Below are 25215 nucleotides of genomic sequence, written 5' to 3'. Positions count from 1 at the left end.
CTTACTTCAGTAATCAATTTTTTCTTCTCCCTTCACATATATAATTACTTTGATTCAACCACGTCAAACATGCAGTTTGAGGAGTTTTCAGTCTGGATTAGGGAATGGGGAGTTAATTACCATGTTGGCATTGACGGCATAAGCCTTTTACTTGTACTGCTCACAACATTTATAACACCCCTTGCAATACTTTCTTCATGGAAGGCTGTTCAAGAAAAGGTGAAGGAATATATGATTGTATTGCTTTTTCTTGAGACAGGAATGATAGGTGTTTTTGTCTCCCTTGACCTTTTCCTCTTTTATGTTTTCTGGGAAGTAATGCTTATACCAATGTATCTGCTTATAGGGATATGGGGAGGCAAGAGAAGGATATATGCTGCAATAAAATTTGTCCTTTACACAATGGCAGGAAGCGTGCTGATGCTTGTCGGCATTCTGGTTCTTTATTTCATCAATTACAGCCAGAAAGGTGAATACAGTTTTGATTTGCTTAAATTCTATGAGTTGAACCTTCCTTTCAGCATCCAGATATGGCTGTTTCTTGCATTCGGTATTGCCTTTGCCATAAAGGTTCCCATGTTTCCCTTCCACACGTGGTTGCCTGATGCGCACGTTGAAGCGCCAACTGCAGGGTCTGTTATCCTTGCAGGGGTTCTTCTGAAAATGGGGACATATGGATTCCTTCGCTTTTGCCTTCCTCTTTTTCCTCAGGCTTCATATGAGTTTATTCCTTTAATATCAATCCTTGCAATCATAGGTATAATCTACGGCGCGCTTGTGTCAATGGTGCAGAAGGACATAAAGAAACTTGTAGCATATTCAAGCGTGAGCCATCTCGGGTTTGTAATGCTCGGGCTGTTTACAATAAATTTGCAGGGAATTGAAGGCGGGCTTCTGCAGATGATAAATCACGGCTTAAGCACAGGGGCTCTGTTTTTGATTGTTGGAATGATTTATGAGAGAAGGCATACAAGGATGATTGAGGATTTTGGAGGGCTGTCAAAGCAGATGCCGATTTTTGCAACATTTTTTATGATTGTAACATTATCATCAATCGGATTGCCGGGGCTTAACGGTTTTGTTGGAGAATTTCTGATCCTTCTTGGAACTTTTCAGGAAAACCGCACATATGCATTTCTTGCGGCAACAGGAATAATCTTTACTGCTGTGTATATGCTGTGGATGTTTCAGAGGGTTATGTTTGGAGAGATTAAAAACCCTGAGAATAAAAACCTTAAGGACCTCTCGCTCAGAGAAATAATTGTTTTAGTGCCAATTGTCATTCTGATTATTGTTATTGGCGTTTATCCTGCACCGTTTTTGAATAAAACAGAGGTTACAATAAAAGACCTCATAAGCAGGATAAAAGGGCAGTATCAGGTTGTTGAGAAGAAGAATATGCCTGTTGAATTGGATAATAGAGTAGGAAAAAATCTATTTGATAAACGGGGTTTTCTGACCTCGTCATTGCAGGACAAGAATGTCCTGCCTATAGGATTTGCAAGAAAAGCGAATCTGTTTAATAATACGCAGGCTAAAGCCTGCGGCTACCAGCAAAACAGTAGTATCAGCAAGGAGGGTTCCTGAAATGGATTTATTTCTTCCTGATATAAATCTCTTTGCTATAGCGCCTGAAATCATGCTTGTAGTTTTTGCATGTCTGGTTTTATTGATTGATGCAGTTTTTCCAAGAATAAGCAAGACTTCGCTGGCATTTCTTTCCATTATGGGAATATTTCTTGCCTTCAAGTCTACTGTCTTTTTATGGGGAAGGAAAGAGTATATATTCAGGGATATGATGATTGTAGATAATTTCTCGCTTTTCTTTAACCTGATTTTCCTGATTGGAGCCGCCCTGACAATACTTATCTCAGTAGGTCATATGAATAGTGAGAAGTTCGGGCACGGGGAATATTATTCCTTAATACTCTTTGCTGTTTCAGGGATGATGTTCATGGCTTCAGGGGCAGATATGATAATGATTTTCCTCGGGCTTGAGATAATGTCAATTGCAATCTATGTCCTTGCAGGATTTGAAAAGAAGAATCCCCTTTCAAACGAGTCAGCCCTGAAATATTTTCTCCTTGGGGCTTTTGCAAGCGCATTTCTTCTCTATGGTATTGCGTTGATATACGGAGTTGCAGGAAGCACAAAGCTGAAAACAATTTCTCAGGTCCTTTCACCTCTTTCAAGTTCAGTTGACCCGCTCTTCTATGTTGGCGCAGGCCTTCTGATAATAGGCTTTTGTTTCAAAATAGCCACAGTGCCGTTTCATATGTGGGTTCCTGATGTTTATGAGGGAGCGCCAACAGCGATAACCGCTTTTATGTCGGCTGCAGTAAAGGCTGCAGGCTTTGCTGCGCTTTTCAGGGTTGTCAACTCAGCCCTGTCATCAATACAAACAGACATTACATCGCTTATCTGGGTAATTGCGGTAATTACCATGACTCTTGGAAATATTGTTGCGATTGCGCAGGATAATATTAAGAGGATGCTTGCTTATTCAAGCATTGCCCACGCCGGATACATCCTTGTAGCACTTGTTGCATCAAACGAGATGGGGACATCAGGGCTTCTCTATTATCTCCTTGCATATACGTTTATGAACATCGGAGCGTTTGGTGTTGTTATTTTTTTAAGCAGGAAGGAAGACCCGGCTGTAAACCTTTCAGATTATTCCGGGATAGGCTTCAGGTATCCTGTTCTTGCAATCTGCATGACAGTTTTCATGGTTTCCCTTGCAGGGATTCCTCCAACAGCAGGATTTATTGGAAAGTTTTATATTTTCAGCGCTGCTGTTAAAGCAGGTTACATAGGGCTTGCAGTGATAGGCGTCCTGAACAGCGCCGTTTCAGTATTTTATTATTTCCGCATAATTGTATATATGTACATGAAAGAACCTGACAGAGAATTTTCAGGGCTGATTATCTCTCCCTCACTTGTTGCTGCAATCCTTTGCTGTGCGCTGGGCATTGTTCTAATGGGAATCTTCCCGTCTTCAACACTCCAGCTTACCCAGTCATCAGTGCTTTTTGCGTGGTAGGGATTTTTAGGTTTATGAGGTCTTTAAAAAACCCTCTGCTCCGTCATTGCGAGCGACTCCTTCGGCATTGCTCAGGACAGGCTCCGGGAGCGCCTGCCTGCCGGCAGGCAGGTGGCAATCTCAATTAAAGCTGATAACTGATAGCCAAGAAAGAGATTGCTTCGCAAGAAAATATTTTTTATTATTTATAAATTGTTTTAAGAGTAGGGAGAATTGTGGATGAGCAGAGAAAAAAGAAGGGTTACAGCAGGAAACTTTTTCCCATTGGGTGCGACTCCAGGGGAGGGAGGGGTAAACTTTGCCCTTTATTCCAAGTATGCCGACGGAGTGGACCTCCTCCTTTTTGATAAACCATCAGATGCCATACCATATGAGGTAATACACATTAAGAATAAAACCCGCTTTGTCTGGCATTGTTTTGTGGAAGGGATTGGCGCAGGCAGCATCTATGCATACAGAGTCAGGGGAGCTTATATGCCTGAATGGGGATTGCGTTTTAATCCAAACCGCCTTTTAATTGACCCCTATGCAAAAGCCATTACAGGGAAATTTGATTCCAATTGGTGCCACCTCGGTTACGACTCTTATTCATCCTTTGCAGACCTCTCTTTTAATAGCAAGGACAATGCCGGGGGTTCTCCAAAGTGTTTGGTAATTGATGATGGATTTGACTGGGAAGGTGATAAGCCTCCGCGGATTCCAATGGAGAATACCATAATCTATGAAGTCCATCTTAAAAGTTTAACTGCTCACAGGTCTTCGCAAGCAAAAAATCCTGGAACCTATCTTGGTGTTATTGAAAAAATTCCCTATCTTGAAAATCTTGGAATAACTTCAGTAGAGTTTCTTCCGGTGCATCACTGCCAGGGAGAGGATTTTCTTCCCCAAAAGGGGCTTACCAATTTCTGGGGATATAATACTCTGGGTTTTTTTGCCCCGGATAGCAGATACAGCACAAACAAATATCCGGGATCTCAGGTAGAGGAATTTAAACAGATGGTTAAGGCACTGCATAAAGCAGGCATAGAGGTTATACTTGATGTGGTCTATAACCATACATGTGAAGGCAATGAAAGGGGACCAAGTTATTCATTCCGTGGAATTGATAACCCGACTTATTACAAGCTGGCACCTGAGAGGCGCTATTATATGGATTACACAGGGTGCGGGAATAGCCTGAATTTTGATGAGCCTCAGGTTATAAAACTCGTGATGGACTCATTACGGTTTTGGGTTGAGGTGATGCACGTTGACGGTTTCCGTTTTGACCTGGCATCTACCCTTGGCAGGGAACAAGGACGATTTGATGTAGTTTCAAGTTTCTTCACTGCCATCCATCAGGATCCTGTGCTTTCAAGGATCAAACTTATTGCCGAGCCCTGGGATATTGCCTGGGATTCATATCAGGTGGGAAATTTTCCAATTGACTGGGCAGAGTGGAATGGCAAGTATCGCGACTGTATAAGAAAGTTTGTCAAGGGAGACTCAGGGATATTGCCTGAGATGGGTTATCGTCTGACCGGTAGTTCAGACCTATACGGAGATGATGGCAGGACTCCGTATCACAGCATAAATTTCATTACCTGCCATGATGGTTTTAGTCTAAATGACCTTGTTTCCTATGCCAATAAGCATAATGAAGCAAACCTTGAGAACAACAGGGATGGCAATGACACCAATCAATCATGGAACTGGGGTGCAGAGGGTGAAACAACTGATCCTCAGATTAACAATCTCAGAAAAAGGCTTGTAAAAAACTTTTTTACCATTCTCATGATATCACAGGGTGTGCCAATGATTCTTGGGGGAGATGAGTTTTTAAGGACTCAGAAAGGAAACAATAATGCTTACTGTCAGGATAATGAAACAAGCCATTTTGACTGGTCCTTAGTCAGGAAGAATAATGACATGGTGGAATTTGTCCGCAAGGTGATAGCTTTAAGAAAACGCATTCCTCATTTCAGGCGTTCCTTGTTTTTTACAGGTCAGGATATTGATTTAGACAGTTTCAAAGACATTAACTGGTATAACGAAAATTTATCCGTGCCTGACTGGAACAATCTTGAAAACCGGCACATTGCTTTCCTGATTGATGGTAGTGAGTTGAGGGAAAGTTCTCAGGGAGTTAAATGGGATATTATGGTGTTTTTAAACTTTCACTGGGAGGATAAAAATTTTCTCATCCCTGAAACTAAAAGCGGGGGAATATGGTACAGGCTGATTGATACTTCCCTGCCCGCAGGACAGGATGCTTCTGAAGATGAGAAAGCCTTTCCCCTGCCTTTACAGAAAAATTACCTCGTTACTCAGAGAAGTGTAGTGGTTTTATTGAAGGCAAAGCATGGCGATTAATTTATAGTTTTTCCTAAAATATTCGCTGGCAACAATTTTTTGTTCAATAGCCCCCCACCAAAAAAGAGACTTTTTCAGAGACCAAAAGAAAAAAACATTGACATAAAAGTCAAGCCTCTTATATTAAAAATAAAATAAATCTTATCTAAGAAAAACTGCTAAGTATTTAGAGTGTAAATAATTAAATAAACTCAGAAGGAGGTGGAAATGGCCAGTTTCAAGGATCGCATTATTCGTGCTGCCAAGTTAGATGCTAACCTCTATGAAGAGGTTGAGGCTGACAAGGGAGCAATGGGTCAGGCTATGGGAGTTGTTGTTCTCTCAAGTTTAGCAGCTGGAATAGGGAGTATTGGAAGAGCAGGGATTAGCGGGATTTTGATCGGAACTATTGCCGCCCTTATAGGATGGTATATCTGGGCATATCTCACTTACTTTATTGGTACAAAATTTCTTCCAGAGCCTCAGACCAAAGCAGCTCCCGGTGAATTACTGCGTACTATAGGATTTTCAAGCTCACCCGGATTGATTAGAGTATTGGGTATCATTCCAGGACTGCTAGAGGTGGTTTTGTTAGTCTCCTCAATTTGGATGCTTGTAGCAATGGTGATTGCAGTCAAACAGGCTCTTGATTACAAGAGCACATTACGCGCTGTAGGGATTTGTGTGATTGGCTGGATAATTCAGGTTATAATTTTTATCTTGTTGTTTTCTGTCGTGGGTAGTTCTGTGAAATCACTCTGATATTTTTTGTATAGGGGTTGAAACATTAAATAGTATTGAAGCTTCCCAGAACAAGCTGCGGGGAATGTGCCTGCCTGCGGTAGGCAGGCTTGGTATGCATTCTCAAAATATCATAACCGACCAATCTGTCGAAGTTCTATTTTCAAATTTCCCCATTCTTCCCCTTTTCTAAAGGGGGCAAAGAGGGAATTTCCAAAGACCTCATTAAAAACCACTTGACAAATTTATTTAATGTATTAGATTATTCAGTATAATCTGAATAATCAGAAATATTTAATTAATCAGATAATTATAAATCATGGAGGTGATGAGATGGCAAAAAAAGGTAAAAAAGAATTTTGTTGTCCACCGGTAGGTAAGGAGATTGGTTGCTGTAAGGTTGAATCGCTAATAACTGTGGATGATAGGGGACAAATGGTGCTTCCAAAGGAGATAAGAGACAGAGCAAAAATCAAAGCTGGAGATAAGTTAGCAATTATAAGCTGGGAAAAGGGTGAGAAAGTTTGCTGTATTTCGTTGGTTAAAGCTGAAGATTTTGCAGAGATGGTAAAGGGTTTTCTTGGTCCAATGATGAAGGGAATGGTGGGTTAGGATTGCTTTGCTGTGCTCGCAATGACGAGTGTGATAACCAAGAAATTAAATAACCTTGGAGGGAATTAAAATGGATAACAGAGAAATTAAGAAAGCTGTAAAGGAAGGATATGGGAAAATAGCTAAAAAAGAAAGCTCTTGCTGTGAACCTGTAAGTTCTAGCTTTGGAAGTAAAGAGCTTGCAGAGCGTATAAGCAAAAAGATTGGATATACTGATGAAGAACTGAAAGTTGTTCCTGAAGGTGCAAATTTGGGTCTTGGATGTGGGAATCCTGTTGCTCTTGCAACTTTAAGAAAAGGAGAGACTGTTCTTGACCTTGGTGCAGGTGCTGGTTTTGATTGTTTTCTTGCAGCAAATAAAGTTGGAAAAAAGGGAAAAGTCATTGGTGTTGATATGACACCAGAGATGATTGAGAAAGCGCGAGAAAATGCAAGAAAAGGTAAATATGAGAATGTTGAGTTTAGACTCGGAGAAATTGAAAATCTGCCTGTTGCAGATAATTCTGTTGATGTGGTGATATCAAATTGTGTTATCAACCTTTCACCGGATAAGAAAAAAGTTTTTAAAGAAGCATTCAGAGTGTTAAAGCAGGGTGGAAGACTTATGGTTTCTGACTTGGTATTGTTGAAAGAATTCCCTGATTCTATAAAGTCTTCTATAGAGTCGTATGTTGGTTGCCTTACCGGAGCAATACTGAAGGAGGATTACATAGCGGCTATAGAGAGAGCTGGATTTGATGAAGTTAAGATAATGCAGGATGAAAAATCTTTCTCAATGGACTGCATGTCTAATGACCCAACTGCAAAAGCAATTATGGAGAGTTTTAAAATATCTCATGAACAGCTTAAGGAGATTTCCGTCTCTGTTATGAGTATAAGAGTTTATGGACTAAAACCAAGATAAAGTTTCAATATTAAAAAACTATTCAAAACTGAAACACCCCTACAAAAGTTACTCTCCTACTAAATAGCAGTTGACATATTGTATTAATTGAATTTTAAGAATTTATAGAGGATGGCACAGAAATTGCTTAATCATAAAAAATAGTTAATTTAATAATTTCTTGTAGTTTGCTGAAGAAAAGTAATAGATTTTTTAAGGAGATATTCAATGCATTATCCATGGTGGTATGTACCGTTCTTAACTTCGCCAATGCTCATTGCGGCAATTTCAGTATTTCATGTGATTGTTTCTCACTATGCAGTAGGTGGCGGGCTTTTTTTAGCCGTAGAGACACAGTATGCATACAAAACGAATAACCGCAAATATCTTGCATATCTGAAAGACCACGCGTGGTTTTTTATACTGCTTACTGTAGTCTATGGAGCAATAACCGGGGTTGGCATATGGTGGACAATAGGTCTTTCTTCGCCACTTGCAACTGAAACACTCATCCACATATTTCTTTTTGGTTGGGCAATGGAGTATGTTTTCTTTTTTATTGAGATAGCCTCTGCCTTCATATTTTACTACTACTGGGAAAAGCTTGACCCTAAAACCCATCAGATAATCGGGTGGATTTACGGAATATCAGCATGGATAAGCCTTGTGCTGATTACAGGAATCACTGCGTTCATGTTAAATCCGGGTTCATGGCTCGCGAACAAAAATTTCTGGGCAGGTTTTTTAAACCCTCAGTTCTTGCCTCAGGTACTCTCGCGCACAGGAGGCTCATTGCTGCTTTCGTCCCTTTATGTTTATGCCCATGCCTCGTTCAGGCTAAAGGATAGCGGGTTGCGTGACATGATTGCATCACGTTCAACAAGGCCGGGGCTTCTTGGCGCAATCCTTGTTTGTGTCGGAGGGGCAGGGTGGTTCTACTTCCTTCCTGAGTCTGCAAGGGCAACGCTTCAGGCTGCAAGTGTGCTGAATGTTTTAATGGTCTTAATTTTTGCCTTTACATTTGCTGTGTTTGTAATGCTTTACTTTGGTCCTTATAAAAACCCAAACTGGCTTTCTCCGGGTTTTGCAATCCTTTTTCTTGCACTTGGTTTTGCTGCAATTGCGACAGGAGAGTATTTAAGGGAAGCAGTGAGAAAACCATATATTGTCTACAACGTTGTGATGAGCAACCAGATTCTGCCTGAGGAGATTCCTGTCCTTCGCCAGAAAGGCTATCTTGAGGGCGGAGTGTGGACAAGGGCTTATGTTAAAATAAAATATCCTGAAGTAGTTGAAGACGGAAAGATTGATGAAGCGAAATTTTTGATCCTGCCAGAAGAAGAACAGATTAAGCTTGGAGAGGTTCTTTTCCAGTATGCCTGCAATGACTGCCACGCAACCAAGGACGGTTATTCTCCTGTAGGGCATATGATAAGAGGATGGACAAAGGATATGATTAAAGAGGTTGTCAAGGAGCCTGAAAAAATACATTTCTTTATGCCTCCATTTCCAGGGACTGATGAGGAGGCTGAGGTGCTATCAAAGTACCTTAAATCAATTGCACCAGAACATCCTAAGGGAATGTACTTTGGGAATAACTTATAACTAATAATTTATAACATTTATTTGAAAATGATTACACAGAATCAAATCCCCCATCTCCCCCCTTTTCTAAAGGGGGAATGGAGGGGGATTAAGACTGACAGATTTTAAAATACATATTATGACTGTAAGCTTATAGCAGACAGCTTTTGAAAAGGAGAGAAATAATGAATCCAACAGAGTTAATAGGTCCTTCAAGCCCGCTTGGTTTTCCGGCACCGTTCTGGTTTATTGAGTTCTTCAAAGTGTTCGGTTTCATACTTCACATGGTTCCAATGAATATCTGGTTTGCAGGAATGATTCTCATAATGCTGATGCAAATTTTTGGGAGTGAGAATGGAAAGAAATGGTCTGCGCGCATAGCAAACCAGATGCCTGTTATTGTAGCGTCAGGTGTAAATTTTGGAATAGTGCCTCTACTTTTCACGCAGGTTGCATACTACAGGGTCTTTTATCCTGCAACAATCCTGATGGCATGGCCATGGTTTGCAGTAATTGTTTTTGTCACACTTGCCTACTACGGGGTGTATATTTATGTGATTGGACTTCGCAACAACACAATGACAGCAGTAAAAAGATTGGCAGGCTGGATATCCGCAGTTTTTTTTATAATAACAGGATTTATTTTTTCAAATGCGTTCAGCCTTATGGTAAATATTGGTGCATGGGAAGGTTTGTGGAAAAAAACAAGTCTTGGTGGCGCGCTTCTTGGGACTGCGCTTAATATTGCTGACCCCACGCTTTTCCCGAGATGGCTTTTGATGTTTGGTTTGGCTGTTATGACCACTGCAGCATATACAGTATTTGATGCCGCATATTTTGCAGGCAGGGAGAGCGAGGCATACAAGAAATGGGTTCCAATTTTTGCATTCAAGTTATACACCTTTGGGATGGTCTGGTTTGCTGCTATGGGTAGCTGGTATGTTTTCGGGACATGGTCAGAGGAATTGCGCGCAAAGATGTTTACTGCACCTCTTCTTTTTCACACTGTGACAACAGCCATATGCCCGGGACTTGCGTGGCTTCTGATTCTTGCGCAGAGAAAGGGAGTAGCGAGAAGCATTGCAGCCTTTACAGGGATTGCACAGGTTGGCGTTCTTGCCATTAATGCTGTAAGCAGGCAGATTGTTCAGAACACAGAGCTTAAGAAATATATTGATGTAAGTGCAGAGCAGGTCAATATGCAGTGGAGCCCGATGATAACTTTTCTTGTTCTTTTTGTTGCAGGGCTTGGAGTTGTAGTCTGGATGGTCAGCAAAGTGGTTGCGGCTGAGAGGAAGATTACTGCTCAAAGTTCAGGGCTTTCAACCTGAAAGACAAGTCACTAAAGACTGAGTTATAATTCTTTTTAGTCATTACCTGCCTGCGGCAGGCTTCGTTGCTTTGCTTCTCGCAATGATAACATTATGACACAACCTCATTAACAATAGTTGACTAAGTTAAATTGCCACTACGTGGTCAGCTTTTTCCGCAGCTTTATAGAAAGTATTGAAGTGGCCAATCTGCACTCCATCAATCAACTTATCCTGAATCCCCCTGTTTTTCACAGAGCACTCGCAGGCAATTATTTTTACCTTGTACTTATCCATTGCAGTCTTAATCTTCTTTGCAGTGGTTGTTTCCTTAACAAGATGATAGACACCATCCTCTGCAAAGTGCATCACGAGAACCTTTGCGCCGTGAACTCCTGCGCTGATTGAGGTGAGAAGACATCCTTCGATTAATTCCCTTGTCCCGTTTCTTGTTACTAAATAAGCTACTTTTTTCATTTTTAATTTCTCCTTTTATGAGTGAATAGTATTTAGTGAATAGTGAATGGTTAAAGACATTTAATTAATCCTGTTATCATTTTGTTCAGTTCATAAATGTTAGCTTTTATATTTTTGCCTTGTTCATTTTTCAAAAAGCCTAATTCTTCTGATAGAACAATTTGTGTTTCTAATTCTGCTAAAGAGCCTAGAGCAATATACAAGAATTGCTTAAATTCTTTATTGTGTCTTCTCATAAAACCTTCAGCTATATTTGAAGGAATTGATACACATGATCTTCTCATCTGACTGACAATGCCGTATGTTTCTTTAGCAGGGAAAGAATTTGTCATTTGATAAACCTTTTTCACTAATTCTATCCCATTCTGCCAGATTTTTAAGTCTTTAAAGTTTTTTATCTTATTTTCCATAACTATTCACTAAACACTATTCACTGTTCACTTTTTTAGCCATGAATCAGCATTGGGATGCATTTTGAGCAAACCCACTTGTCCTCGCCTTTTGTTCTTACAGGAAAAAGGTAACCATTGTTTTCATCCCTTCCGCAGCTAAAACAGGTTTTGATTTCTTCTTTGTCTGCCATAGTCGTTTCTCCTTAAAAAAGTTTTAAACGTTATTTTTTCATACGCCTTTGCAACTTCATTAGTCTAAATAGAATTATGTTATAAAATTATCAGATTATTTGGTATGATATATGTCATAAAATTAAAAGCAAATAACTTAAACATAGAAAATAATAATTGAACAAAAACTTATTGAAGAACTTTGTTCCAAATGGTAAAGATAGAAAAATTCATATTTTTATAGGAGGAAATAGATGAATCTTGAAAAAATAAGTATCATCCTTATAGTTATATGTTTTGTTGCTGCAGGTTTTTTTACATCCTGCATGAAGGCTTCAAGAACAACTCCTGAAGAACTCAAGGGAATTACTATTGGAGAAGAGGTTAAGGTTGTTTGTGAGATTAAAGAGGTAAATGGCGACACATTGACTCTTGAAGTCCTTACAGGCGGAAAAGACTATAATCAACGTTCAGGTTTTTTTCTGAAGGCTGTAGGATGGAAGAATGCAAAAATTATAATGGGGAAGCCTGAGAATATTGAAGTAGGCGGTATTGCCCATTTTGCAGGCACAAAAACTGCTGATGACAGAATCTCTCTTTTAAAAATTGTAAATTTAACAGGGTATGTAAAGGGACCAAAGACAGAATAATTGCTTGGAAAACTCAGGCTTGACAAGAAGGGTGTCTATCTGCATAATACGCCTGCTTTTAAAATTTTGGAATTAACCTATAGGGTGCATTTAAATTACGGGCTACCAGATTGAATAGGCTGAGATAACTATGAACAAGCTTACAATCAGAGATTTCGACCTTAAAGGTGAAAGGGTTTTTATCAGGGTCGATTTTAATGTCCCTATAAAGGAAGGTGTCATAACTGATGATACAAGAATCAGGGAAGCACTTCCAACAATAAACTATGCCATTGAAAAGGGTGCAAGGATAATTCTTGCTTCTCATCTTGGAAGACCCAAGGGGAAGGTTGATGAAAAATACAGCCTCAAGCCTGTAGCAAAACACCTTGGCAAGCTTTTAGGTAAAGAGGTTAAGATGGCAGGAAACTGTATAGGTCCTGAAGTTTTCTCACTTGTTCAGGGATTAAAAGACGGTGAAGTGCTTTTGCTTGAAAACCTCAGATTTCACAAAGAGGAAGAGACAAATGATGAAGGATTTTCAAAACAGCTTGCCTCCCTTGCAGAACTCTACGTAAATGATGCCTTTGGCGCTGCACACCGCGCCCATGCATCAGTTGCAGGGATTACAAAATTTGTTCCAAGGGCGGTTTCAGGATTCCTGCTTGAAAAAGAGATAGAGTGTCTCGGAAAAATATTGTTAAAACCTGAAAAGCCTTTTGTCGCAATTCTTGGGGGCGCAAAGGTCTCTGACAAGATTGGCGTGATAGAAAACCTGATGGGGAAAGTTGATACATTCATTATTGGCGGCGGAATGGCATATACATTTTTAAAGACTGAGGGATACAAAATCGGAAAGTCTCTGCTTGAGGAGGATAAGATTAGTCTTGCAAATGGGATAAGAGAGAAGGCAGAACAAAAAAATATTAAACTCCTTCTTCCAATTGATAATGTGGTTGCAAGAGAAATCAAGGAAGATGCTCAGTCAGAAACAACCTCAGGAAAAGATATTCCTGATGATTATATTGGAGTTGATATAGGTCCAAAGACAATCGCTGCTTTCAGAGAGGCGCTTAAGGGTGTAAAAACAGTTTTATGGAATGGGCCGCTCGGAGTTTTTGAGATAAAGAAATTCTCTGAAGGAACTTTTGCAATTGCCAGAGCAATTGCTGAGTCAGGCGCCCTGAGCATTGTTGGAGGAGGAGATTCTGTTGCAGCAATAAAAAGTTTAGGGCTTGAAAAGAAGTTTTCGCACCTTTCAACCGGCGGCGGGGCTTCTCTTGAATTTCTTGAGGGGAAAAAACTGCCGGGGATTGAGTGTTTGACAAATAAATAAAGAAGCTGTCAGCGGTCAGATTGAAAACCTGTAGAAACAGGTCTTTAAACCTGTTATTGAAACAACAGACCTAAAGGTCTGTTTCTACATTGTGAGATTGCTTCGCTGATGCTCGCAATGACAAAAAGAGAATTGCTGGTAAATTGAAAAAAATATGCGCAGAACAATCATAGCAGGCAACTGGAAGATGAATAACTCTGTAAAGGAGTCTGTCTCTCTTGCAAGGGAAATAGCGGCTTCTGTTGATGATGTGAAGGGAAGAGAGATTGTAATAGCGCCTCCTTTTACATCCCTATATCCTGTTTCAAAGGAGATTGAAGGCTCAAAGGTTAAACTTTCTGCTCAGAATTTATTCTGGAAAGAAAATGGCGCTTACACTGGAGAGATCTCAGCGTCAATGCTCAAAGACGCGGGATGTGAATATGTAATAATAGGTCATTCAGAGAGAAGGCAGTTTTTTGGAGAGATTGACGAGTCTGTTAATCAGAAGATAAAAACCGCTATGAAATACAATCTCAATCCTATAGTGTGTGCAGGAGAAACCCTTGAGGAGAGAGAGAAAGGAAAAACTTTTGAGGTGATAAGGAGACAGGTTGAAAAAGAATTTGCCGGATTAAGCGCTTCAGAGATTAAGAATATTGTAATAGCATATGAGCCGGTGTGGGCTATTGGAACAGGCAAGACTGCAACTCCTAAGCAGGCAAATGAGGTTCATCTTTTTATCAGGAATTTAATAAAGGAATTTTTTAACAGGGAAATTTCTGATAATCTGTCTATTCTCTATGGAGGAAGTGTAAAGCCTGATAATATTAAGGGATTGATGGAGCAGGGCGAGATTGACGGTGCCCTTGTTGGCGGAGCAAGCCTCAAGGGAATTGATTTTTTAAAGCTTGTTAAGTATTAAGTTTTGGCAATTATTTGATATTTGAATTTTGACATTTGAAATTATAATTATTTTTGCCTAAAACAATTAGCTAAAGAGTAATACAAAAAAGGAGAATTGGTTATGTTTTCGTTTTTAATTATTGTTCACGTGCTGATGTGCTTTGTTTTAATTCTTATAGTTCTTCTTCAGACCGGAAAGGGCGCTGATATGGGAGCAGCCTTTGGGGGCGCAAGCCAGACACTTTTTGGTTCTGCAGGTCCGACAAGTTTTCTTGCCAGGATAACAACAGCAGCTGCAGTTATATTCATGATTACATCATTAACTCTTGCCTGGTGGTCATCTGCCAGAAAAGCTGCATCATTGCTTCCCAATGTGAAAGGGGAGAGAGTTGCTGACAAGGGTAAAGCATCAGGACAGGAAACGCCTTCCAGACAGCAGGGAATTCCATCCCAAACAAAATAAATTTGCTGATGCAGCCAATCAACCAACTTAAAAGAACTCCCATCTATAACATCCATCTGAGGCTTGGCGCAAAGATGGTGGATTTTTCAGGATGGGAGATGCCAATTCAGTATGAAGGGATAAAATCCGAGCATTTCTGCGTGAGAAACAGTGCCGGGCTTTTTGATGTAAGCCATATGGGAAGAATTGATTTTAAGGGTGCTGACGCTCTGGCAAATGTTCAATATCTCACAACAAACAATGCTTCAAATATGAAGGATGGAAAGGTCATCTACTCGCTGATGTGCAATGAGAATGGCGGTATTATAGATGATGTGACAGTGTACCGTATAAACTCATCGCACTATTTTTTCTGTGTTAATGCTTCAAATACAAGCAAGGATTATGAATGGATAAGAAAGAATATCAGGGGGAATGCAGGGCTTGTAAATTTGAACGGGGAGGTTTCAATAATAGCATTGCAGGGACCAAAAGCTCAAAAAATACTTCAGAATCTTGTAAATGTAAATCTTGAAGAAATAAAACCGTTCTGGTTCAGAGCGGGATTGATGGATAGCGCTGAGATTCTGATTTCAAGGACAGGTTATACAGGAGAAGATGGGTTTGAGTTATATATCAGGAGAGAGCACTCTGCTGATATATGGGAAAGGATTTCAGAAAAAGGAAAAGAGTATGGCTTAAAACCTGCAGGGCTTGGCGCAAGGGATACGCTGAGGACTGAGATGAAATATACGCTTTACGGAAATGAGATAGATGAGAATGTTTCTCCCCTTGAAGCCTGTCTTGAGAGATATGTGGATTTTAACAAGGGAGATTTCATTGGAAGGGATAGTCTTTTAAAAGAGAAAGAAAATGGAATTAAAAGAAGGCTTGTTGGTTTTGAAATGACTGAGCATTCAATCCCAAGACACGGTTTTGATATTTACAGGAATGGAAAACTGATAGGAAAGGTTACAAGCGGAATGCTTTCGTGGCATCTTAACAGGGGGATAGGAATCGGGCTTGTTTTGAGCGAATATTCAGAAACCGGTTCGAAGTTTGAGGTGAAGATAAGAGAGAAGTTTTATAAAGCAAGGGTTATAGAGACACCGTTCTACAAAAGAAGCTTATAGCTAATCATGAAGAAGGAGGGATAATATTATGAGTTTTCCAAATGACTTAAAGTATACAAAAGAGCACGAATGGGTAAGGGTTGATGGTAATAATGCCACTGTCGGAATTACTGATTACGCTCAGAAAGAGCTCGGAGATATAGTTTTTGTTGATTTACCTCAAGTAAATTCAGAAGTGGAGCAGAATTCTACATTTGGTGTGGTTGAATCAGTGAAGGCTGTTTCCGACCTGTATTCGCCAATAAGCGGAAAAGTTGTTAAAGTCAATGGCGAGCTGAATGATGCACCTGAACACGTCAACAAGGACCCTTACGGAAAGGGATGGATGATTGTAGTTGAGATGAAGGACAAGGGAGAGCTCGGCGGCTTGTTTGATGCTTCCAAGTATCAGGCTTATGTTGAGGAAGAGGAGAAAAGCAAGTGAGGTATATCCCTACCACTGAAAAGGAAAAGCAGAACATACTAAGATTTTTAGGGATATCCTGCTTTGAAGAGCTGATTGACTGCATTCCCCCTGAAATCCGGTTAAAGGGAGAACTGAAAGTTCCCGGTCCATTGAGTGAAATTGAGCTTTTGCGGGATATAGACAAGTTGGCTAAAAAAAATGCAGGCAGTAATGATTACTCTGTTTTTCTTGGAGGCGGTTCTTATGACCATTTTGTTCCTGCAATAATCCAGAGCATTATTTCAAGGTCAGAGTTTTTAACAGCATATACACCGTATCAGGCAGAGATAAGCCAGGGAACACTCCAGACAATCTACGAATACCAGTCGCTCATATGCCAGCTTACGGGAATGAACATAGCCAATGCCTCAATGTATGACGGAGCTTCTGCGCTTGCCGAGGCAGTGCTCATGGCTAGCCGCATAACCGGAAATGATAAAGTCCTTGTTTCATCAACTGTGAATTCTGCTTACAGGCAGGTTATTTCAACTTACTGCAGCGGAGTCGGAGTGTCAGTTGAAACAGTTCCATCAGCAGATGGATGTACTGATACTGACAGGTTAAAAAAGAGGCTGTCTGAAAAAATATGCTGTGCAGTTTTCCAGTATCCAAATTTTTTTGGCATCATTGAAGATATTGAGAAAATTTCAGAGACAGTAAAAAACAGTGGTGCTTTGCTGGTTTTCTGCATTGACCCGATTGCAATGGGGATATTGAAATCTCCTGCTGAATTTGGCGCAGACATAATAGTCGGTGAAGGGCAGAGTATCGGGAACAGGATGAGCTTCGGAGGTCCATATCTTGGATTTTTTTCCTGTAAAAAGGATTATATAAGACAGCTTCCGGGAAGAATAGTTGGCGCAACTGTTGATAAAAACGGGAAAAGGGGTTTTACTCTGACCCTCCAGACAAGGGAGCAGCATATCAGAAGGGAAAAGGCTACCTCTAATATCTGCACAAACCAGGCGCTGACTGCTCTTTCATCAGCAATATATCTGATAACAATGGGAAAGAAAGGGCTCAGGGATGTTGCATCCCAGTGCCTTTCAAAAGCGCATTATGCAATGGAAAGAATTTGCAGGCTTGACGGTTTTGAGCTTCTTTACAGGAAACCATTTTTTAAGGAGTTTACAATCAAGTCAAAAAAAGATTCCTCATCTGTTCTTGATGAAATAGCTGGGAAAAAGTTGCTTGCCGGACCGGATTTGAGTTCTTGTTCGGAGGATTTGAAAAACAGTTTTTTGGTAGCTGTGACTGAAAAGAGAACAAAAGAGGAGATTGATAACCTTGCGGAAGGATTAAAAAATGTATGATAAGCTGATTTTTGAGGTGAGTTCTGAAGGGAGGGAGGGATACAGCCTTCCTGAGCTTGATGTTCCGGTTGTTCAGCCTGAAAGAGTTGTTCCTGACAGGCTTGTGAGAAGAGAGGATACCAATCTTCCCGAGGTCAGCGAGCCTGAAATTGTAAGGCATTTTGTCAACCTTTCCAAAAAAAATTACTCGATTGATGAGGGTTTTTATCCCCTTGGTTCCTGCACAATGAAATACAATCCAAAGATTAATGAGGAAGCCGCTTCTTCTTCAGGGTTTTCCAATCTCCATCCAAATACTCCTGAAAAATTCTGTCAGGGTGCGCTGAAACTGATGTATGAGCTTGAGGGGATGCTCTGTGAAATCGGAGGGGTTTCAAGGGTAACGCTTCAGCCGGCAGCAGGTGCCCATGGCGAGCTTTGCGGGACACTAATTATCAGGGCTTATTTTCTTGACAGGAATGAAAAAAAGGATGAGGTGATAATTCCTGATTCAGCACACGGAACAAACCCTGCAAGCGCTGCTCTTGCCGGAATGAAGGTAAGAACCGTGAAGTCAAACTCAAAAGGCGAGGTTGACCTGGATGACCTTTCAAAAATTGTAAGCGACAAAACTGCTGCCCTGATACTGACAAATCCTAACACCCTTGGAATTTTTGAGAGCCAGATACTTAAAATATCAGAAATTATTCACAGCAAGGGAGGATTGCTTTATCTTGACGGTGCAAACCTTAATGCTTTTCTCGGGCTGGCAAGGCCCGGAGACATGGGGTTTGACCTTGTACATTTTAATCTGCACAAGTCATTTTCAACACCGCACGGATGCGGAGGACCCGGGGCAGGTCCTCTTGGAGTAAAGGAGCATTTAAAATATTTTCTCCCGCTTCCAACAGTTGAAAAAAAGAATGACAGTTATTATTTTAACTGGGAGGGAAAGAAATCCATAGGGAGGATTCACGGCTTTTACGGGAACTTTGGAGTGCTTGTAAGAGCCTATGCTTATATAAAAACAATGGGACCGTCAGGTTTAAAAGAAGTAGGGAGAACATCAATTTTAAATGCCAATTATCTGATGAAAAAACTGAAGGAGTATTATGACCTTCCATTTGACAGGCCCTGTATGCACGAATTTGTGCTTTCAGCAAGAAGACAGAAAAAGAAAGGGGTAAAGGCTCTTGATATAGCAAAAAGAATAATGGATTACGGCTTTCATCCTCCGACAATTTATTTTCCTTTAATTGTTGATGAGGCGCTGATGATAGAGGTTACTGAGACTGAGGATATTGATACCCTTGACAGGTTTGCAAGCGCTTTAATAAGCATTGCAGGAGAGGTTGAAGAGAACCCTGACATTGTCAAGAGAGCGCCGGAAAGCCTTAATATCTCAAGGCTTGATGAGGTTATGGCTGTAAAGAAACTTGATATAAGGTACAAAAAGATATAGCTATAAAATTCTAAATCCCAAACAAATTGAAGCTTCCCACAGCCTGCAGGCTGTCTGAGAATGTTATTGCGAGGAGCGAGATTCCTTCGTCTGTCATTGCGAGCGATAGCGAAGCAATCTCATTGACTCGGAACAGGCTCCGCAATCTGACCCGAAGGGTCATTACGAGAGCCGATTTATCGGCTCGTGGTAATCCCGATGGGATTGCTTCACTATGTTCGCAACGGCTTCGCCGGATTGCCACGCTCCCTTGGGTCGCTCGCAATGACAGATATTAAATTGTCGAACAACCTGCAAGATGTTGAGAATTTCCAAATGAAAGGGATTTGAGATTTATTAATATTAACTGAAAGAAATTACAGTAAAATATCATGCAAGAAAACATCTGGCGTTTAATAGATACCGGCTTTTCAGATGCCTACTTCAATATGGCTGTTGATGAAGTATTGATATTATCCTGTAAGAAGGACGGAGCAAAACCTGTACTGCGTTTTTATCAGTGGAACCCTTCCGGGCTTTCTCTCGGGTATGCACAGAAATTCGGGGATGGATTTAGCCTGAAAAACTGCAGGGATATGGGAATTGATGTTGTCCGGAGGATAACAGGCGGTCAGGCTGTGTTTCACGACTGTGACCTGACTTACAGCGTTGCAGTTCCTGAAAGCTATCTTGAGCCTCCAAAGACTGAGAGACTTTTTAAGATAATAAGCAATGGATTAATGGAGGGATTGAAAAATCTTGGCTTTAAAGTACAGCCTTTTATTTCTGAAACACCACCAAGAGAGAGAGATGAGAAGGCGTACAATTGTTTTTTTAACAGAAGTAATTATGAAATTGCAATTGGAGGGAAAAAACTGGCAGGCAGCGCACAGAGAAGAATATCAGGCGCTCTGCTTCAGCACGGCTCTGTTATGCTCAGGATAGATTATGAGCGGATGGCTAAGGTTTATGATGATGACTCTGGTAAAACAGAGGAGAAAATTTCAGAGATAAAAAAAAATATTACAAGCCTTGCGGAGAATGGAGAGATGACTCCTGACATAACCGATATCAAAAAAGCAATTATTGAAGGATTTAAGAACTTATCCGGGATAAAATTCATTCCTGAGCCTCTTGCGCCTGAAGAATTATCAGAAGCTAAAAGACTTGCTGAAGAAAAGTATTTAACAAAGGAATGGAATGAGGTAAAGTAGTAAAATGATTAAAGAAAAATATGTATTAGTAGAGCTTGCCCAGAAAGCCCTCCAAAGAGGGGATGTTGATAAAGCTGTTTCTGAGTATGAAAGCGCGCTGAAATTAGACCAGAGTGATTTCAATCTACACAATACCCTCGGTGACCTTTATGTCAAAAAGAACAGGATTCCAGAGGCTATAAGGGAATATTCTCTTGTCGCTGAAAATCAAAAAGAGAAGGGATTTTTCCTCAAGTCGGTTGCCCTTTATAAAAAAATATCACGCCTTTCTCCTGATATGCCTGAGCCTTATGAAAAGATGGCTGAACTCTATACAGAGTTAAAACTTTATTTTGAAGCAAAAACCAACTACCAGTGGTTGCTTGATTATTATGAGGGGAAAAAAGAAAAAAGAAAAAAGGTTGAGGTGTTTAAAAAACTCTTGAACCTTGAACCCGGCAATGTTGACCTTAGGAGAAAATTTTTGCAGATGTGCATTGATGGCGGAATGCAGATTGAAGCATCAAGCGAATTTGTAAAGCTTGGGAATGAATTGTTCAAAAAGGGCGAGAGAAGGGAAGCAGTAATTCTTTTTGATAAAGCGGTTCAGTTCAATCCTGGGAGTTTTACATGCTATAAGGGACTTGGGAAATGTTTCTTTGATGAAGGAGATATGGACAAAGCCATACAGCTTTTTAAAAAAACGTTGAGCTTGAATCCTGATGACATTGACAGCCTGGCTTTTCTTGCAAGATGCTATTGCAGGATTGAACTTAATGAGAAGGCGATAGATGTTTTCATCAAAATATTAAATCTTGAGCCATCTCTTACAGAAACGCGGGAAAGGCTTGCGAGGTTATATTTAAGAAATGGCGCTATTGAAGAAGCTAAGACAGAATTCATAAAAGTTGTTAATGACTTTATTTTTAGAAAGGAATTCAGTGAAGCAATCAGCTTGCTGGAGGGGTTAAGCGGAGAGGCTATATTTGATTATAAGATGAGAGAAAAATTTGCTTCAGTGTTAAAAATGGCAGGAGAAAAGAGGAGGGCAGTTGAGGAATACGAGAGTCTGGTAAAAAATTACGAAGACAACAAGATTTATGAAAAGGCAATTAAGGCTTTGAAAGAAATAGTTTCCATAGACCCTGACTTCCCGCGCTCAAAAGAACGTATAAATGAGCTTTTAAAGAAGTTTCTTGCTCATGAAAAGACGGAAAAAGAATACTCTTTAAAAGTTAAAGATGATGATGGGTTAGAAGAAATTGAAAAACTGCTAAAACAGGGCTTGGTTGAAGAGGCTATAAAGTTTCTTGAAGGGAAAGAGGAAAAGAGAGAGGTAGAGAAGACAGAAAAATCAAATATGGCTGATTATAAGGGTGAAACAACAGATATAAAACCTAAGCTTAAAGTTAGAGGCAATGAGGAAGGGACAAAAGAATTCTTTGACCTCGGAGAGATTTTGAAAGGAGAGATGGATCCTTTTAATCAGGATGGGAAAAAAGAAAAGAAAAATCTTGTTGAAGAGGATAAGTTTTTAGAAAATATTTTTACCCATTTTAAGGAAAATATTGAAAAGCAGATTGATTCAGAGGATTACAGCACTCATTATAATTTAGGGCTTGCCTATATGGAGATGGAGCTGTTTGATGACGCAATCAAAGAATTTCAAAAAGCGTCAAAAGACCCTTTGATAAAAGCAGGGGTTGAAAAGAAGTTTCTTGATTACTGCAACCTTATTGGGAATTGTTTTGTTAAAATAGGTCTATTCGAGGAAGCCGAGAGGGCGCTGGAGAACGGATTAGGCACGCCCGGATATGAGGCAAAGGATTATATATCTCTTAAAATTTCCAAGGGAATTATACTTGAAAACCTGAAAAATTATCAGGGGGCTTTAAGAGTATATGCAGATATACTTTCAATTGAGCCGGAGAACAAAGAAGCTAAGGAAAAAATTAAAGAACTGAAAAACAAATGAAATACCTTGACAATTCTGTCATTTGAATGGATAATTATCTCAAAATGATTTATTGAAAGTCTAATTAAGGATTTAAATTTATATTGAAGGAGTAAATAGTTATGATTAAAAAAGTTTGCAGTTTGATAATTATTTTCACCATTTTTATGATTTCACTTTCTGTTGCTGTAGATACCACCACGACTACAGACACAAGTACAACCACAACAATCACTACGACAACAACTTCCACAGACACAACAACCACAACAATACCATTACCTACTAAATACACAATTACTGCAACAGCCGGACCAAACGGCAAAATCAGGCCCAAGGGAAAGATTGTAATAAAAGCTGGGGGAGGAAAATCATTTACAGCAATACCAAAAAACAATACTTATTACCCCATAATCAATCTGAATGGCCAGACAGTTAAGATAGGAAACCCTGGGAAACAACTTGTTTATAAACTAAAGAATGTTTCTTCAAACGGAATTATTGAAGCCCAGTTTATTAAGAAAAAGAAAACCTTTGCAGATTCTGTTTCCATAACCATTACAGGGCTTGGAGAATCAATTAAAGTTACAAATACAACCCCTGCAACCTTTGTTGGTGTTGCGCAATCTGATGCCGGTATTTCCGTTGTAAAATATTTTAACGATACAAATGGTAAAAGCGGAAAAGCTACAGGAACCACAGAGTGGAGTGCCAGCATAATACTCCAAGAAGGAGACAACAAACTCCGCTTTCTTGCAATTGCAGATGATAATTCTGAAAATGAAATCTCAACTATTGTGACCTACTACCCTTCGCTTGACTTTACGACGCCACTTTCATTCTTCAAAACATCTCAAGTTTATAACTCTGAAACCGGGAAGTATGAGACACTTAAAGAATCTATAAGTGCTCTCTATGTTAATGACAGCACTAACGTTATATTCGTTATTGGTCTGGGAAATACAACTGATGCAGTTGTGAAATTATATCAAACTGATGCAAATGGAGAAAATCCGGTTGAATTGGGAGAAATGAAAGATGACGGTGTTTCCCCGGATGAAATTCAGGGAGATGGAAACTTTACAATTTCACAATCCTTAAGTCCTACAGAGGAGGGATTCCTTTATTACCGCGTCGGAGTAACAAAAGGTGAAACCACATATTCCTCTGAAACTATCTCAATCTGGGTAACCTCTCATTTCACCAGTGAACAGGTTGATAATGCGGTAAGTATTGCAGATTCAGCAGAGGAAATATTCAACGATGCAATTGCTAATAAAAAGAATTTTAAACAAGCTGCAGAGGAAGTAAAGAATACACTCAAAGATGACCTATCTATTGGTGCTGTAAATACAACCGGGACAGGTGGGGTATGGTGGGTTACAAATGATGGTATTCTTGGTCTTTACCATCCGACAAAAGCAGGACAGAGGTCTGGTAGCAGCCGCAGCGGTGAAAAAAGCTCTCAGGTTTCATCTGCTACACCAACTAAAGGCACTAACTCTGATGTAAAATATTATCCACCCGAGTACCTACAAGACCGTTCTAAATATGCACCTTCCTACTGGAGTAAACTGACTGGAATTGGGAAAAGTGCAAAATTCTCCATAGCTGCAGCTGAAAAAAAGGATCAGATAAAAAGCACTAAAGGAATCCTAATCAGCCCATATATAAATAATCCAAACACAACCGCGAACTTCGGCAATACAGACGATTATTATGGGCCATGGCAAGCTATCAAAGATAAAAAATCCTGTGCTTTATATGCAACTAAAGAAGTTGTTAATAATGGCTCTATAAATGTTTCAGTTGACACATTCAAGAACCTCTCAGATTATGGTTACATTCATGTTTCTACACATGGTGATAACTATTTCGAAGGATTGCTTGGTATATGGAAAGAGGCATGGGGACCAAATGATTTCTTGAAAGGAGCGCTTTCTCAGGTGGTAATATTAACCGGTGTTAAAGTTCCCAAGAAAGAGGATGGTACATTCGACATTACCGGCTATGAAGCTGATATAAAAGCCAAGAGAATCGCAATTTCTCCGAGCGGAACTGTTTCCTTGCTGCCAAAATTCTTCTCTGATTATCTCGGTTCACTTCCAAACAGCCTTGTAGTTCTTGGCGCTTGCAGGTCCATGTATAACAATTCAATGGCGAATGTATTTCTCTCTAAAGGAGCAGGTGCTGTAATAGGTTTTTCTGATTATGTTAACAGCGCTTATGCCAGAAACACTACAACCAAAATCATTAATGATATGTTTGATGATAAAACCGTATCGCAAAGCGTTGCTAATGCAATAAGCACGTATGGCGCAAGTGACGCAGATGCAGACCCTGCCTATCTGTATTATACAGGAAACAGCAACTTAGTACTTTCTTCTGGAGAACTGGAAAATGCCGGGTTTGAGGACGGTGTGCTTACTCCATGGGTAAGCGCAGGAGATGGTAGAATAATTACCCAACTCGGAGGTACCTCACCGACTGAAGGTTCATTTATGGGTATTATCTCAACCGGCTTGGGATACACAACATCAAGCGGCTCCATCGAACAGGAATTCTGCTCCTCATCCAAGTTAAGCACCATTAGCTTTGACTGGAACTTCTTCTCTGAGGAATTCATCGAGTATTGTAATAGTCAGTATCAAGATGCATTTGTCGTTAAAATTTCTGTATATGATGACGCAACAGCCACTTGGGGAGCTGAGGATGTACTCTTTAGCAGGAATGTTGATTCTCTGTGCGGTTCTGTTTCTCAGTCTGATGTGAGCTTTGACCGGGGTGGTGTCTACAACACCGGATGGATGATAAACGAGGTATTAGATGTCTCAGCATATGCTGGAAAACATCTTAAAATTAAGTTCTATGCTACTGACATTGGGGACAGTATTTACGATACAGCCATATTGTTTGATAAT

The 25215-nt window shown here is 40.1% G+C and carries 20 protein-coding genes and 1 pseudogene (1 of these 21 only partly in view); 19 read left to right on the top strand and 2 right to left on the bottom strand.

Translation table 11 applies throughout. The annotated features are described in order from the left end of the window. The 8 genes and pseudogenes from A3H37_05575 to A3H37_05540 all read left to right on the top strand — a co-directional run. Window positions 1–1587 (top strand): annotated as a pseudogene (locus A3H37_05575) (NADH-quinone oxidoreductase subunit M) (it extends 123 nt beyond the left edge of the window). A 1-nt stretch (window position 1588) separates the two neighbouring features. After that, window positions 1589–3043, top strand: coding sequence for an NADH-quinone oxidoreductase subunit N (locus A3H37_05570; protein OGL48550.1), 1455 nt, complete (start codon window positions 1589–1591; stop codon window positions 3041–3043). A 219-nt stretch (window positions 3044–3262) separates the two neighbouring features. Then, window positions 3263–5395, top strand: a complete 2133-nt coding sequence (locus A3H37_05565; GenBank protein ID OGL48549.1) for a glycogen debranching enzyme GlgX — start codon at window positions 3263–3265, stop codon at window positions 5393–5395. A 207-nt stretch (window positions 5396–5602) separates the two neighbouring features. Next, window positions 5603–6136: a hypothetical protein gene (locus A3H37_05560; GenBank protein OGL48548.1), complete on the top strand. Its 534-nt coding sequence runs from the start codon at window positions 5603–5605 to the stop codon at window positions 6134–6136. Between the two features lie 312 nt (window positions 6137–6448). Next, window positions 6449–6727 carry an AbrB family transcriptional regulator gene (locus A3H37_05555; protein ID OGL48547.1) on the top strand — a complete coding sequence of 93 codons (279 nt, stop codon included), beginning with the start codon at window positions 6449–6451 and terminating at the stop codon, window positions 6725–6727. Between the two features lie 70 nt (window positions 6728–6797). Beyond that, on the top strand, window positions 6798–7631 hold the full coding sequence (locus A3H37_05550; protein ID OGL48546.1) for an arsenite S-adenosylmethyltransferase: 834 nt from the start codon (window positions 6798–6800) through the stop codon (window positions 7629–7631). Window positions 7632–7838: 207 nt separating this feature from the next. Next, the gene (locus A3H37_05545) at window positions 7839–9215 is read left to right on the top strand and encodes a hypothetical protein (GenBank protein ID OGL48545.1); all 1377 of its coding nucleotides are present in this window, start codon (window positions 7839–7841) and stop codon (window positions 9213–9215) included. A gap of 164 nt (window positions 9216–9379) precedes the next feature. Beyond that, window positions 9380–10525 (top strand): hypothetical protein, encoded by a 1146-nt coding sequence (locus A3H37_05540; GenBank protein ID OGL48544.1) that lies wholly within the window; start codon window positions 9380–9382, stop codon window positions 10523–10525. A 126-nt stretch (window positions 10526–10651) separates the two neighbouring features. Here A3H37_05540 and A3H37_05535 read toward each other — a convergent pair whose 3' ends face one another. Both A3H37_05535 and A3H37_05530 read right to left on the bottom strand, forming a co-directional pair. Then, a complete protein-coding gene (locus A3H37_05535) occupies window positions 10652–10981 on the bottom strand; it encodes a hypothetical protein (GenBank protein ID OGL48543.1) in 330 nt (109 codons plus the stop codon). Window positions 10982–11031: 50 nt separating this feature from the next. Continuing rightward, window positions 11032–11379, bottom strand: a complete 348-nt coding sequence (locus A3H37_05530) for a four helix bundle protein (protein OGL48625.1) — start codon at window positions 11377–11379, stop codon at window positions 11032–11034. Window positions 11380–11798: 419 nt separating this feature from the next. Between A3H37_05530 and A3H37_05525 the strand changes: the two genes are divergently transcribed. The 11 genes from A3H37_05525 to A3H37_05475 all read left to right on the top strand — a co-directional run. Next, window positions 11799–12194 (top strand): hypothetical protein, encoded by a 396-nt coding sequence (locus A3H37_05525; protein ID OGL48542.1) that lies wholly within the window; start codon window positions 11799–11801, stop codon window positions 12192–12194. Window positions 12195–12324: 130 nt separating this feature from the next. Continuing rightward, a complete protein-coding gene (locus A3H37_05520) occupies window positions 12325–13509 on the top strand; it encodes a phosphoglycerate kinase (protein ID OGL48541.1) in 1185 nt (394 codons plus the stop codon). A gap of 154 nt (window positions 13510–13663) precedes the next feature. After that, entirely contained in the window at window positions 13664–14413 is a 750-nt protein-coding gene (locus A3H37_05515) for a triose-phosphate isomerase (GenBank protein OGL48540.1), read from the top strand. A 102-nt stretch (window positions 14414–14515) separates the two neighbouring features. Beyond that, entirely contained in the window at window positions 14516–14857 is a 342-nt protein-coding gene (locus tag A3H37_05510) for a preprotein translocase subunit SecG (protein ID OGL48539.1), read from the top strand. 8 nt (window positions 14858–14865) lie between these two features. Continuing rightward, on the top strand, window positions 14866–15969 hold the full coding sequence (locus A3H37_05505; GenBank protein OGL48538.1) for a glycine cleavage system protein T: 1104 nt from the start codon (window positions 14866–14868) through the stop codon (window positions 15967–15969). 28 nt (window positions 15970–15997) lie between these two features. Then, a complete protein-coding gene (locus tag A3H37_05500) occupies window positions 15998–16393 on the top strand; it encodes a glycine cleavage system protein H (protein OGL48537.1) in 396 nt (131 codons plus the stop codon). After that, window positions 16390–17727, top strand: a complete 1338-nt coding sequence (locus A3H37_05495) for a glycine dehydrogenase (aminomethyl-transferring) (GenBank protein OGL48536.1) — start codon at window positions 16390–16392, stop codon at window positions 17725–17727. Before A3H37_05500 ends, A3H37_05495 begins: the two co-directional genes overlap by 4 nt. Continuing rightward, window positions 17720–19168 (top strand): glycine dehydrogenase (aminomethyl-transferring), encoded by a 1449-nt coding sequence (locus A3H37_05490; protein ID OGL48535.1) that lies wholly within the window; start codon window positions 17720–17722, stop codon window positions 19166–19168. Before A3H37_05495 ends, A3H37_05490 begins: the two co-directional genes overlap by 8 nt. A gap of 371 nt (window positions 19169–19539) precedes the next feature. Further along, a complete protein-coding gene (locus A3H37_05485) occupies window positions 19540–20361 on the top strand; it encodes a hypothetical protein (protein OGL48534.1) in 822 nt (273 codons plus the stop codon). A 4-nt stretch (window positions 20362–20365) separates the two neighbouring features. Further along, window positions 20366–22315 (top strand): hypothetical protein, encoded by a 1950-nt coding sequence (locus tag A3H37_05480; protein ID OGL48533.1) that lies wholly within the window; start codon window positions 20366–20368, stop codon window positions 22313–22315. 101 nt (window positions 22316–22416) lie between these two features. Beyond that, the coding region (locus tag A3H37_05475; protein ID OGL48532.1) for a hypothetical protein at window positions 22417–25215 on the top strand (2799 nt) is incomplete at its 3' end.

It is taken from the genome of Candidatus Schekmanbacteria bacterium RIFCSPLOWO2_02_FULL_38_14, assembly GCA_001790855.1.
Lineage (GTDB): Bacteria > Schekmanbacteria > GWA2-38-11 > GWA2-38-11 > GWA2-38-11 > 2-02-FULL-38-14-A.
Note: the sequence above shows the minus strand (reverse complement) of the source record. Positions and strands in the feature narration are given on the sequence as shown.